Here is a 12,490-nt window from a genome sequence, read left to right as displayed (position 1 = left end):
CCTGATCGAACGTCCGCGTTCACCCCATCATTTTCCCTACCCCGGAATCATCATGAGTCATGCAAACCGAATCCGTACCGTGCTCAAGGAGCATGGTCGACTGAATGCCGATGTCGAATCGCTGGGCGACGAGTCCGACCTGTACCAGGCCGGCATGACCTCGCACGCCAGCGTCAACGTGATGCTGGCACTGGAAGGCGAATTCGATATCGAGTTCCCCGACCACATGCTCAAGCGCAGCTCGTTCGAGAGCATCGCGGCGATCGACGGCGCGATCGAAGAGTTGCTCGCTGCCGGCTGATGGGTCGCCTGCGCGACATCGGTTGCAACCGGCGTGTCCGTCTCGACAGGGATTGGCAGGTTGCGGCTGCGCCCGCAGGATCGAGGCTCGAGGATGTCGATGCGCTGGCGTGGATTCCGGCGCAGGTGCCGGGCACCGCGGCGTCGGCCTTGCGCGCTGCCGGCGCGTGGAGCTGGGACGAGCAGCGGCCCTTCGATGGCGAGGATTTCTGGTGGCGCGTTCGCATCGAAGGCGGAGCCCCGATCAGTGGGCCGGCCGTCCTCGGCCTGGACGGACTTGCTACGCTTGCCGATGTCTGGCTGGACCGCAGGCACGTGCTGGCCAGCGACAACATGTACCTGGCGCACGAGATTGCACTGACGCTGGACGGCACGCACGAACTGCTGATCCGCTGCCGTGCGCTGGCTCCGGAACTCGCCGCGCGCCGGCCACGTCCGCGCTGGCGCGTGCCGATGATCGAGCACACGCAGTTGCGCTGGTTCCGCACCAGCCTGCTCGGGCGCACGCCCGGATGGTCGCCGCCGTGTCCGGCGGTGGGCCCCTGGCGACCGGTCTGGCTGGAACAGCGCCGCCTCGAAGCACGCGACCTGCGACTGGACGCCCGCGTGGTCGACGGGGCCGGCGTCGTCGAGGTGTCGCTGGATCTGGGGCAGGACGTCGACGCCGCGACGCTGGTGGTCGTGCGCGGAGAGCGCCGCGAGCATGCCCGCCTGTCGAAGCAGAAAGGCGTCTGGCAGGGGCGGGCGACGGTGCAGGCCCCGGACCTGTGGTGGCCGCATACCCACGGCGAACCGGCGCTGTACGCGTTGGGCATCGTCGCGACCGTGGACGGCAACGACGTCGACATCGCGTTGGGGAACACCGGTTTCAGGACCATCGGGATCGACCGCGAGGGCGGCGATTTCCAGGTCAGCGTCAATGGCGTGCCGGTGTTCTGTCGCGGCGCCTGCTGGACGCCGCTGGACGTGGTCTCGCTCGACGCCACGCCCGAGGCCTGCGACGCCGCGATCGCGCAGGCGCGCGGTGCGGGCATGAACATGCTGCGTGTCGGCGGCACCATGGTCTACGAGAGCGACGCTTTCCATGACGCCATGGATCGCCACGGCATGCTGCTGTGGCAGGAACTGATGTTCGCGAACATGGACTATCCCGAGGACGCGGCCTTCCAGGCCGGTGTCGTCGCCGAAGTCGAACAGCAGTTGTCGCGGTGGCAGGCCAGGCCCTCGCTGGCGCTGGTCTGCGGCAACAGCGAGGTCGAGCAGCAGGCCGCGATGAGCGGCGCCGGTCGCGAGCGCTGGGCGCCGCCGCTGTTTCACGAGGTGCTGGCGAGACAGGTCGCGGCGCGCGGCATCGCCTACCTGCCGTCGAGTGCGCATGGCGGCGATTTTCCGCATGTCGCCGATGTCGGGACCTCGTCCTATTACGGCGTCGGCGCGTACCGGCGTCCGCTCGACGACGCGCGCCGTGCCGAAGTCCGCTTCGCCTCCGAATGCCTGGCGTTCGCGAATATTCCCGAGCCGGATGGATTGCCGGGCGGCCCCGGACTGCGCGTGCACCAGCCGCAATGGAAGGCGCGCTCGCCGCGCGACCTGGGTGCCGGCTGGGACTTCGACGATGTCCGCGACCACTACATGCGCGAACTCCATGGCGTCGATCCAGCCGCGCTGCGCGCCAGCGACCACGCGCGCTATCTGGCCCTCGGCCGCGCGACGACCGGCGAGGTCATGGCGCGTGCGTTCGCGGAATGGCGCCGGGGACGCTCGCCGACCCGCGGCGCACTGGTCTGGTTCCTGCGCGACCTGTGGCCCGGCGCCGGCTGGGGACTGGTCGACGCGCATGGCGTCGCCAAGCCCTGCCTGCATGCCTTGCGTCGGGTGCTGTCGCCGGTCGCGCTGACGATCACCGACGAGGGCGGCAACGGCCTGGCCGTGCATGTCGTCAACGACCGGCCAACGCCGCTCGACGCGCGCCTGCGCCTGGTGCTGTACCGGGATGGCGAGGTCGTGGTCGGCGAGGGCGCGATCGATGTGACGGTGCCGGCGCATGCTGCGATCGAGCGGCCGGCGACCTCGCTGTTCGAAGGCTTCCTGGACCTCGCGTTCTCGTATCGTTTCGGCCCGCCGCAGGCGCAGCTGGTGCATGCGTCGCTGCTCGATGGCGAGGCGGTGCTGGCGGAATACAGCTGGTTCCCGGTGGGTTATCCGCCGGGGATCGAGCATGACGTCGGTCTCGAGGCCAGCGTCGACGACGTCCCTGGAGAGGGGGTGGAGGCGATCGGACAGGACATGTGCGTGCTGACGCTGTCTTCGCGGCGTTTCGCGCAGTCTGTGACCATCGAGATTCCCGGCTTCCAGGCAGACGACAATGGCTTCCATGTGATGCCGGGTCAGTGCAGGTCGGTTCTGCTGCGCGCCGTCCCGGAACGAAGGCCTGGCACTGCGCGCGGAACCGTCAGCGCGCTCAATGCCAGCACCCACGCGCGTTTCACGATTCCGTGATCGATATGACCGCAGACGCCTTTCCTGTTGAACCGCTGCCCGCCACCGTCGCGCGCGCTCGCCATGGCGGCGCGCAGGCCGGCTACTTCGGTCCCGCGCACGCGCCACGGTTCGCGTGGCTGCATCGACCGGACACGGCGCAGTGCCGGATCGGCCTGGTCATCGTGCCGGCATTCGGCTACGAGGCGGTCTGCAGTCGCCGTGCGCTCAAGCACCTGGCCGAGGACGCCGCGCGCGCCGGCATGTTGGCGCTGCGGGTCGACCTGGACGGCACCGGCGACAGTGCCGGTGACGACTTCGCCCCAGAGCGCGTGGACGCGTGGATCGCCAGCATCGGTGATGCCTGCGATCTCGCGCGCAGCGCCGGTGCGCAGCGGCTGGTGCTGGTCGGCATCCGCCTCGGCGCGACGCTGGCAACGATCGCGTCGCAGGCACGCAACGATATCGCCGGCCTGGTCGCCATTGCCGGTGTGTCGAGCGGCAAGCGTTTCCTGCGCGAGGGTAAGATGCTGCAGATGGCGCTCGGCCTGACGCCGCGCGAGGTGCCGGCGCTGGCCGACGTGCACGAGATCGCGGGCTTCGCGTTGACCGCGCAGACGCGCGCGGCGCTGTCGGCGATCGACCTGACCCGGCCTGCGGTGTCGGCATGGTCGGCATCGGGCGGGCGCGGCGCGCCGCCGGTCCTGATGCTGGAACGCGACGACCTGCCTTCCGACGACGCCTGGGTGAGCGCGCTGCGCGCATCGGGTGCCATCGTCGATGTGCGGCGGGTACCGGGCTATGTCGAGATGATGCTCGACCCGCATCGCAATGCGATCCCGCGCGCGATGATCGGCGCGGCGGTGGAGTTCGCCCAGCACTGTGGCCTGGCCGCGGATCAGGGGGCAGGGGCGCCGCATGCGCCGCAGGCCTTGCGCATGCGCATGAGTGGGCCCATCAACGGTCCCATCGGCGGGCCTGCCACCACGACGGACGCGGCGGGCACCTGGGTCGAAGAAGCGGTGGCGATCGACGATTGCGTCTTCGGCATCGCGACCTGGCCGCAGACGCCGGTCCAGCGTGCGGTGCTGCTGTTGAATGCGGGCGCGGTGGCCCATCACGGCCCGAACCGCCTGCACGTCGCACTGGCACGCCGCCTGGCCGCGCTGGGGTTCCTGGTGCTGAGGTTCGACCAGTCCGGGCTGGGCGACAGCCAGACGCGCCCCGGCAACGCCGAGAACGTGGTCTATGGCGTCGACGCGATCGCCGACATCGGCCGGGCGGTCGCGTGGTCGCGGCAGGCCGGCGCCAGCGAGGTCGTGCTGGCCGGCCTGTGCTCGGGCGCCTACCACGCGTTGCGGGCAGGCCTGGCCGACCAGCCGGTCAACGCGATCATCGCAATCAACCCGCTGGCGTTCCATTACACCGCGGGCGCCAGCCTGGAAGTGGCGCCATCGCAGATTGTCGGCGAAGCCAGCCGCTACGCCAGTTCGGTGCGCAGCCTGAAGTCGTGGAAGAAAGTGCTGCGCGGCGAGGTCAACCTGTTCTCGGTTGCGCGGACCGTGGCCTCGCGCGTGGTCATGAAGGCGCGCAGCGCGCTGGCCAACGTGATGCGGCGCCTGCATGTCGCTTTGCCCGATGACCTCGGCAGCGACCTGCTGTCGCTGGCCGGGCGCGGCATCGCGCTGCATTTCATCTTCGCCGCGTCCGATCCGGGCCTGTCGATGCTGCGCGAGGAGGGCGGCTCGGCCGTCGACACGCTGCTCGAGGACGGGCGGCTCGACATCGCGATCATCGAAGGCGCCGACCATACGTTCACGCCGCTGTGGTCGCATCCGCTGCTGATCGACACCATCATGCACGTGCTGGGCTGCTGACGGGGCGCGGCGATGCACAGGCATTGGGCGATGCACAGGCACTGGCCGGCCCTGGATGGTCTGCGCGGCATCGCGATCCTGCTGGTGCTGGCGCATGCCTTCAGCGTGTTCGAGCCGGCCTCGACGCTGGCGACGCTGCTGAAACTGGGCTTCGATTTCGGCTGGATCGGCGTGCAGCTGTTCTTCGTGCTGTCGGGGTTCCTGATCACCGGCCTCCTGCTCGACGCGCGCGACAGCGCCGGCTATTACCGCAATTTCATCGCCCGGCGCGCGCTGCGGATCTTCCCGCTGTACTACGGCGTGCTGCTGGTGGCGTTCGTCGTGCTGCCTCTGTTGCGGACGATGCCGGCGGGCTATGGCGAGCACCAGGCCTGGCTGTGGCTGTACGTCGCGAACTTCACTGCGCCGTTCGGGCGCTCGGAAGCGGCATTCCCGCATTTCTGGTCGCTGTGCGTGGAAGAGCAGTTCTACCTGCTGTGGCCTTGGCTGGTGCGCTGGGTGGGTCGTCGTGGCGTGCTGGTGTCGGGGTGCGTGCTGGTCGTGCTGGCGATCGCCAGCCGGATGCTGGCGCGCGCGCTGTTGCCGTCGCCACTGGGCGAGGACGTCGCCTACATGTTCACGATCTGCCGCTTCGACGCGCTGGCGATCGGCGCGATGCTGGCGGCGCTGCTGCGCGATCCGCGCGCGCTGGCCGGCCTGGGCTCGAAGCATGCCGCTGGACTGGCGGCGACGGGTGCCGCGCTGGTGCTGGTCACGGCGGTGTTCGGTGCGCTGCAGCGGCAGGGTCAGTGGATGCAATGGATCGGCTACACGACGATCGCACTCGGCTTCGCCTGCCTGCTGGCCGGCGCCCTGAACGCGTCCACGCTGTGGGCACGGCTGCTGTCGCTGTCGTGGCTGCGCCGCTGTGGCCAGTACAGCTACGGCATGTACGTGTTCCATGCTCCGCTGCATGTCTTCGTCGGCCTGCCGCTGCTGGCTGCGCTGGGCCTGGGCGGCGGCATCCTCGCGTCGCTGGGCTACTTCGTGATCGCCACGGTCGCGACCTTCATCGCCGGCGCGTTGTCGTACACGCTGTACGAGCGGCATTTCCTGGCGATCAAGGCGCGCTTCGCGCCCAAGCCCGTGGCCAGCCCGGCGAACGTGTAGCCGCGGCGCCAGCCGCGGACTGCCCGCCCGACGCGCCAGGCCGGTGCGCGCCCGCTACGACTCGAAGTCGTAGTTCATCTGCGGGCTGGCGCTGGCCAGGAAGTGCCCTTCCACGTAGTCGACGTCGGCCGAGAACAGGATCGACATGCTGGCCGCATCCTGCACGAACTCGGCGATCGAGCCGATCCCCAGCTCGCGGGCCTTGCGTGCGATCTCCTGCACGCGGCGCTGGTTGTCCGGCTGCCGCGGCAGGTCCTCGATCAGGCTGCGGTCGATCTTCAGCAACTGCGGTTGCAGGTGGCTCAGCAACTGGAACGAATCCAGGCCGACGCCGAACTGCTCCAGCGCCAGCCGGCAATCGTGCTTGCCGATCATGATCGCGAAACGCTGCGCCGCCTGCAGGTGCGTGAAGACCTTGGCCTCTGCCAGCTGCAGCACCAGGTGTTGCCCGGGGACCTGGTGCTCGCGCAACTGCGCACCGATGAAATCGACCAGGCTGTCGTCGCCCAGCGAGCCCTGGCTGACCTTGACCAGCAGCGTCGTCGGCTGTCCGCGCGCGATGCGCTCGCCGATGACCCGGATCGCCTCGGCGACCACGTAGCGATCGATCCGCGCCAGCAGCCCGTACTGCTCGGCGATCTGCATGAAGCTGCCGGGCGCGACCAGTTCGCCGTCGCTGTCGTCCAGGCGCAGCAGGCTCTCGTAGATGGCGCTGCTGTCGCCCTGCAGGCTGATCACCGGCTGGTAATGCAGTACGAAGCCCTGGTGATCCAGCGCCCGTTCCAGGCGCGCGGCCCAGGCCTGGTTGTGTTCTTCCTCGGCGCGGTCGGAGGCGCTGGGGTCGAAGATCTCGCTGCTGTTGCCGCCCATCTCGAGCCGGGACGCGACCCCATGGGTGGCCTTGGCCAGCACCTGGGCGACGCTGGCGATCTTCTCGCCGATCTGCACGCCGCCGATGCTGATGGTGATGACGCTCGAACGCGCGCCGATCGGGAACACGTGCGAGGCGAAGGCTTCGCGGATGCGTTCGGCCAGCGCCACCGAGGCCGCGTAATCGCTGCCATGCAGCAACACGGCGAGGGTGTGCTCGGAGTACCGGGCCGCGATCGCGCCTTCGCCGAGCAGGGACTGCAGGTAGCCGCCGATCGCCGAGATCATCGCATCGGCCGAATCCAGGCCGATGTCCTGCAGCAGGCGCTGGTAGTGGTCGGGCTCGATCATCAGCAGGCCGTGCTGGCCGTGGTTCTGCGCGGCGTCGTCGACCGCGTCCTCGAGCGCGCGCAGGAAGGTGGGGCGGTTCAGCAGGCCGGTGACCTGGTCGCGCTGGCGCAGCGCCTTGATCTCCTCGGCCAACTCGGGATCGAACTCCTGGCGGCGCAGCACCAGCTGCAGGCAGGACTCGCCTTCGTACTGTGCCTGCGCGAATTCCATCGTCGCCGGAAATGCATTGCCTTCGAGGTCGCGGGCCTGGATCTCGTAGCGCGGCGGCGGCGAATCGCCGCGGCTGAGCCCCTTCAGCAGCTGCTTGAAGTCCTCGACGTGCTGGGGACCGACCAGGTCCAGCAGCGACATGCCTTCGAGTTCTTCGAAATCGGCGAAGCCGAACATGTCCAGGTAGGCTGCGTTGGCGCGGATGTGCATGCCTTCATGGATGTAGGCGATGGGATCGCGCGAGGATTCGATCAGCGCGTCGCAGCGGCGCTCGGTCTCGCGCACCCGCGCTTCCAGCCGTCGCAGGCCGCGACGGGCCTCCAGGTCGGCCCATTGTTCGCGCACCGTCGCCAGTAGTTGTGGGGCGTTGTGGCGCAGCGCGATCGCACGTGCGCCGGCTGCGAGCAGCCGGACGTAGCCGGCTTCGTCCAGCTGGTCGACGACCATGATCACCGGCAGGTCCTTGCCGCTGGCGACGACCTGCTGGAACACCTCGTCCAGCGGCGGATCGACGGTGCCGCCCGAGGCCAGCACCAGGTCGAAGTTCTGCGCCCCCAGCAGTTCGGCCAGCTCGGCCGCCGAATCCGGCCGCATCGGGCGGATCGCGATGCCGGCATTGCGCAGGCCGCTGATCACGGCCTCGGCCGCCTCGACGCTTTCGTCGACGATCAGCAGGCGCAGGGCGTTTTCGGGCTTTCTCGACATTCGGTTCTCCGGACAGCCCGCAGGTTATGCCACGGGCCCGGCCGTCGCGTCCATGTCGACGCCCCTCACGACGCCATCACACGGGGCGCTTGGAGGTATCGCCGGCGACCTCGCGGACCAGCCGCGGCACCAGGTAGCCCGGCAGCGCCGCCAGCAGTGCGGCATGCAGGCGGCGGGCCTCGGCGTCGTCGATCTCGAAATGGGCGGCGCCGGCGACGCGGTCGAGCTGGTGCAGGTAGTAGGGGACCACGCCGGCCTCGAAGCTGCGCTCGCTGAGCGCGCGCAGGCGGTCGAGGTCGTCGTTGACGCCGCGCAGCAGTACCGCCTGGTTGAGCACCGTGGCCCGGCAGCCACGGAGGGCCTGCATGGCCGCATCCACGCCGGCATCGAACTCGTTGGCATGGTTGGCGTGCACGACGATCGCGACCGGCCACGGCAGGCTGGCCAGCCACTGGCACAGCTCGTCGTCGACGCGCTCGGGCAGCACGATCGGCAGGCGGGTATGGATGCGCAGCCGGCGCACGTGCGGGATCGCGCGCAGGGCGTCGGTCAGTTCGACCAGCTTGGGCGTCGCCAGCGACAGCGGATCGCCGCCGGACAGGATCACTTCGTGCAGCGAGGGATCGTCGGCGATGACCTGCACGGCCGCCTGCCAACCCGCGGCGGCGGCGGTTTCCTCGGCGTACGGGAAATGCCGGCGGAAGCAGTAGCGGCAGTTCACCGCGCAGCTGCCGGTGGCGACCAGCAGCGCGCGTCCTTGGTACTTGTGGATCACGCCATGGCCGGCCTTGGCGGCGGCATCGCCGACCGCGTCGAGCCCGAAGCCTTCGACCTCGCGCAATTCATCGTCCAGCGGCAGCACCTGGCGCAGCAGCGGGTCGGCCGGATCCCCATGCCGCATGCGCGCGGCAAACGCTCGCGGCACCCGCATCGGGAACGCGGCGGCGGCGGCGTCGGAGATCCGCAGTGCCTCGGCCTCCAGCCCCAGCAGCCGCAGCAGCTCGCGCGGGTCGCGGATGGCCTCGCGCCAGGCCTGTTGCCAGCGTCGCGGTGAGGCCGGCGCCTGCGTGGCCGGCGGCGCACGCCACAGCGGTACCGGCGCGTGTGCGTCGGAGGCCTGGGCTTGCGGCTGTCGGGGATGCTGGGCTGCAGGTATCATGTGCGGTCTGGAAGTACGGTCGGTGCCAGTCTAACTGGGGTCTGGCCGTGCCCGACCCTCGCTTGGAGCGATCCTGTGATCGACTCCGGCCCACTATTCTAGCCGCCCCGGGAGGCGGCAAATCAGGAGAACCGATGGCCAGTTTGGGCATGAACGACGTCAAGAATGGCCAGAAGATCCTGGTCCACAACGAACCGGCCATCATCACCGATACCGAGTACGTCAAGCCCGGCAAGGGCCAGGCCTTCACCCGCGTGAAGTACCGCCTGATCAAGTCCGGCCGCGTGCAGGAAGTGACGATGAAGTCAACCGATTCGGTCGAAGCGGCCGACGTCGTTGATACCGACATGCAGTACCTGTACAGCGATGGCGAGTACTGGCACTTCATGAATCCCGAGAGCTTCGAGCAGTTCCAGGCCGACAAGACCGGCATGGGCGGCGCCGAGAAGTGGCTCAAGGGTGAAGAGGAATGCGTGGTCACCCTGTGGAACGGCACGCCGATCATGGTCACGCCGCCGAACTTCGTCGAACTCAAGATCACCGAGACCGACCCCGGCGTCCGTGGCGACACCTCGGGTGGCGGCGGCAAGCCGGCCACACTGGAGACCGGCGCGGTGGTGCGCGTGCCGCTGTTCGTCAGCCAGGAAGAGATCATCAAGGTCGATACCCGTTCGGGCGACTACGTCAGCCGCGTCAAGTGAGCTGATCCCCTGCGCCCGGCATGGCCGGGCGTGCAGGCCGGCCGGCGCGGTGTTGCGCCTGGCCTGGCTGGGTCTGGCCTGGCGGAACCTGACGTGCGCATGTGCGCTGTCAGCGTGCTCTGTGCCGATGTGACGCCCGTGCTGCGCGGGACGTTGACAGCCTGGAATGAGACAATGCCGCGATGATCGATCGTGGTGCCGTGCTCCCCCGTGTCGTGCTGCCCACCGGACACTCGCGTCCGGCTGTCGCGGTGTGGGCGGCATGGTGGCCGCGTTCGCGGGCGGCGCGCCCGCTGCCGGCGAATTCGCTGCCGGCAAGGTCGCTGCTGTCCGGCCTGCTGCTGTGCGGCGCGGGCATGGCCGTCATGGCCCTGTCCAGCACGGTGCTGACCGCACGTGCCGACGATGGCGAGCGCTGCAGCGATGCGGCGCTGGACGCCGCTAGAGCGCTGGCCGGTTCCGATGCGGCCGCCCAGCCAGTCGATGCCCACTGCCGTCGCTGGCCCTATGCCCCTTCGATCGAACTGGTCGCGGCAGCCTTTGCCCGCGGCGATGCCGATCCGCAATCCGACGCCCAGGCCGACAGCGGTGGACGCGCGCTGACCGGGGTGCTGGCGATGCTCGATGGCGATACCGCCGGCGTGCTGGCCTCGCATGTGATGCCGCTCGACGAAGACGCCCTGCTGGCGGTCGGCGAAGGCTCGTTGCGGCTCGATACCGCCCGTTACGACCTCGCGCCCGGCGTGCGCGCGATCGGCCTGGTCGTCGAGAGCCGGGCGCCCGGACCGAGTTGTCCCGATGGCCGGTTCAATCGCGAACTGACCCTGTTCGTGCGCGAAGGCGCGCGCCTGCGGCCGGTGCTGGGCACCTGGCTCGACCAGTGGCAGATCGTCGAGGGCAGCCCCTGCGCCTGGTCGGCGCAGGCCTACGCCGACCAGACCGCGAAGCTCTCCATCGGCGTCGAAAGCAGCCAGCATGCGGGGTTCAACGATCTCGCGCTGATGGCCGACGTCGAGCGTTACGCGAAGACCGGCGATGGCGTCGAGTCGACGAGCCGCTACCGCAAGCGGCGCATGCTGCGCTATGACGGCGCGTCGTATACGCCCGATCCGTGGCAGCTGATGTTCTTCTGGGCCGAGGCGCCCTGAGAACATGTTCACGATCTTGCTGCGCTTGCCAGCTGGCGCGCGTACGGTACTCGAAATGCTCATGTACCCGCACGTACACTGCGCTTTCTCCGCTCCGCCACGCGCCATCTGGCTGCGCTCGCGACAGACCGTGAGCAAGTTCTGAGATGCGCCGCCCCCCTCATTCCTTTCCCTGCGTGGTATCCCGATGAATGATGTCGTGCCGCAGTCCGTCGACCTGCTGATCGAAGCCGGCCATGTCGTGCCGGTCCAACCCCATGGCGTGGTGCTGGAGCAGCATGCCGTCGCGATCCGCGATGGCGCGATCGTCGCGGTGCTGCCGATCGCTGAAGCGCGCACGCGTTTCCGCGCGGCCGAGACGGTCTCGCGTCCGGACGCCGCGCTGATCCCCGGCATGGTCAATGCGCATACGCACAACCCCATGACCCTGCTGCGCGGGGTCGCCGACGACCTGCCGCTGAAGGTCTGGCTGCAGCAGCACATCTGGCCGATCGAAGGCGCGGTGATCAGCCCTGAATTCGTCGGCGACGGCATCACACTGGCGATCGCCGAGATGCTGCGTGGCGGCACCACCTGCGTCAACGAGAACTACTTCTTCCCCGACGTGCAGGCCGCGGTCTACAAGCGGCATGGGTTCCGTGCCCGCGTCGGCCTGCCGGTCATCGATTTCCCGACCGCGTGGGCGCGCAACGACGACGAATACTTCGACAAGGCCGGCGAAGTCCACGACCAGTGGCGCGACGATCCCCTGATCGCGATGGCGTTCGCGCCGCATGCGCCGTACACCGTCAACGACGCCAATTTCGAACGCGTGCGGATGCTGTCCGACCAGCTCGACGTGCCGGTGCACCTGCACCTGCACGAGACCGCGCAGGAGGTCGAACAGTCGCTGCAGCAGTACGGCCAGCGCCCGATCGCGCGCCTGGATCGGCTGGGCCTGATCAACGACCGCCTGATCGCGGTGCACATGACCCAGCTGACCGAAGGCGAGATCCACTTGTGCGCCGAACGCGGCGTCAGCGTGGTGCATTGCCCCGAGTCCAACCTGAAACTGGCCTCGGGCTTCTGCCCGGCCTGCGCGCTGGAACGCGCCGGCGTCACGGTCGCGATCGGCACCGACGGCGTCGCCAGCAACAACGACCTCGACATGTTCGGCGAGACCCGCACCGCGGCGATCCTGGCCAAGGCGGTGGCCGGCGATGCGGCCGGCTTCGATGCCTTCACCGCCTTGCGCGCGGCCACGCTGGGCGGTGCCAAGGCGATCGGCTTCGACCATCTGGTCGGCTCGATCGAGCCCGGCAAGCAGGCCGATCTGGTCTGCGTGGACCTGTCGGCGCTGGAGACGCAGCCGCTGCACCATGTCGTCTCGCAGCTGATCTATGCCACCGGCCGCCACCAGGTCAGCGATGTCTGGATCGCCGGCAAGCCGAAACTGCGCGATCGCGTGCTGGTCGATATCGATCCGCAGGCCGTGGTCGCCAATGCCCGCCAATGGCGGGAACGCATTTCCACCATCAAGGTGGGCGCATGACGATGACCGCG

The 12,490-nt window shown here is 69.1% G+C and carries 9 protein-coding genes; 7 read left to right on the top strand and 2 right to left on the bottom strand.

What is annotated here, in order from left to right; all coding sequences use genetic code 11:
* The first annotated feature begins 52 nt into the window (after positions 1–52).
* The 4 genes from ACYX7E_RS12655 to ACYX7E_RS12640 are packed head-to-tail and all read left to right on the top strand — an operon-like array spanning position 53 to position 5,804.
* On the top strand, positions 53–301 hold the full coding sequence (locus ACYX7E_RS12655) for an acyl carrier protein (RefSeq protein WP_462080942.1): 249 nt from the start codon (positions 53–55) through the stop codon (positions 299–301).
* Positions 301–2,799, top strand: coding sequence for a glycosyl hydrolase 2 galactose-binding domain-containing protein (locus ACYX7E_RS12650; RefSeq protein ID WP_462080941.1), 2,499 nt, complete (start codon positions 301–303; stop codon positions 2,797–2,799). The genes ACYX7E_RS12655 and ACYX7E_RS12650 overlap by 1 nt, the downstream gene beginning before the upstream one ends.
* A gap of 5 nt (positions 2,800–2,804) precedes the next feature.
* Positions 2,805–4,655, top strand: coding sequence for a serine aminopeptidase domain-containing protein (locus tag ACYX7E_RS12645; protein WP_462080940.1), 1,851 nt, complete (start codon positions 2,805–2,807; stop codon positions 4,653–4,655).
* 30 nt (positions 4,656–4,685) lie between these two features.
* Positions 4,686–5,804 (top strand): acyltransferase family protein, encoded by a 1,119-nt coding sequence (locus tag ACYX7E_RS12640; RefSeq protein ID WP_462080939.1) that lies wholly within the window; start codon positions 4,686–4,688, stop codon positions 5,802–5,804.
* A gap of 54 nt (positions 5,805–5,858) precedes the next feature.
* Here the strand turns inward: ACYX7E_RS12640 and ACYX7E_RS12635 are convergent, their stop codons facing one another.
* Entirely contained in the window at positions 5,859–7,940 is a 2,082-nt protein-coding gene (locus ACYX7E_RS12635; RefSeq protein ID WP_462080938.1) for a GGDEF/EAL domain-containing response regulator, read from the bottom strand.
* 76 nt (positions 7,941–8,016) lie between these two features.
* A complete protein-coding gene (epmB, locus tag ACYX7E_RS12630; RefSeq protein WP_462080937.1) occupies positions 8,017–9,099 on the bottom strand; it encodes an EF-P beta-lysylation protein EpmB in 1,083 nt (360 codons plus the stop codon).
* A 134-nt stretch (positions 9,100–9,233) separates the two neighbouring features.
* On the opposite strand from epmB, the gene efp reads away from it, so the two are divergent.
* The 3 genes from efp (at position 9,234) to ACYX7E_RS12615 (ending at position 12,479) form a co-directional block, all read left to right on the top strand.
* On the top strand, positions 9,234–9,800 hold the full coding sequence (gene efp / locus ACYX7E_RS12625) for an elongation factor P (protein ID WP_462080936.1): 567 nt from the start codon (positions 9,234–9,236) through the stop codon (positions 9,798–9,800).
* A 182-nt stretch (positions 9,801–9,982) separates the two neighbouring features.
* On the top strand, positions 9,983–10,948 hold the full coding sequence (locus tag ACYX7E_RS12620) for a PA3715 family protein (RefSeq protein ID WP_462080935.1): 966 nt from the start codon (positions 9,983–9,985) through the stop codon (positions 10,946–10,948).
* A gap of 187 nt (positions 10,949–11,135) precedes the next feature.
* Positions 11,136–12,479: a TRZ/ATZ family hydrolase gene (locus ACYX7E_RS12615; RefSeq protein ID WP_462080934.1), complete on the top strand. Its 1,344-nt coding sequence runs from the start codon at positions 11,136–11,138 to the stop codon at positions 12,477–12,479.
* Positions 12,480–12,490: the final 11 nt, after the last annotated feature.

It is taken from the genome of Luteimonas sp. RIT-PG2_3 (assembly GCF_054902115.1).
The sequence above is the reverse complement of the archived record's forward strand: the minus strand, read 5'-3'. Positions and strand labels throughout refer to the sequence as shown.

What these genes read in the sequence shown, in the direction of transcription:
- ACYX7E_RS12655 (WP_462080942.1), top strand. Translation starts at nt 53, where the DNA reads ATGAGTCATGCAAACCGAATCCGTACCGTGCTCAAGGAGCATGGTCGA.
- ACYX7E_RS12650 (WP_462080941.1), top strand. Translation starts at nt 301, where the DNA reads ATGGGTCGCCTGCGCGACATCGGTTGCAACCGGCGTGTCCGTCTCGAC.
- ACYX7E_RS12645 (WP_462080940.1), top strand. Translation starts at nt 2,805, where the DNA reads ATGACCGCAGACGCCTTTCCTGTTGAACCGCTGCCCGCCACCGTCGCG.
- ACYX7E_RS12640 (WP_462080939.1), top strand. Translation starts at nt 4,686, where the DNA reads ATGCACAGGCACTGGCCGGCCCTGGATGGTCTGCGCGGCATCGCGATC.
- ACYX7E_RS12635 (WP_462080938.1), bottom strand. Translation starts at nt 7,940, where the DNA reads ATGTCGAGAAAGCCCGAAAACGCCCTGCGCCTGCTGATCGTCGACGAA.
- epmB (WP_462080937.1), bottom strand. Translation starts at nt 9,099, where the DNA reads ATGATACCTGCAGCCCAGCATCCCCGACAGCCGCAAGCCCAGGCCTCC.
- efp (WP_462080936.1), top strand. Translation starts at nt 9,234, where the DNA reads ATGGCCAGTTTGGGCATGAACGACGTCAAGAATGGCCAGAAGATCCTG.
- ACYX7E_RS12620 (WP_462080935.1), top strand. Translation starts at nt 9,983, where the DNA reads ATGATCGATCGTGGTGCCGTGCTCCCCCGTGTCGTGCTGCCCACCGGA.
- ACYX7E_RS12615 (WP_462080934.1), top strand. Translation starts at nt 11,136, where the DNA reads ATGAATGATGTCGTGCCGCAGTCCGTCGACCTGCTGATCGAAGCCGGC.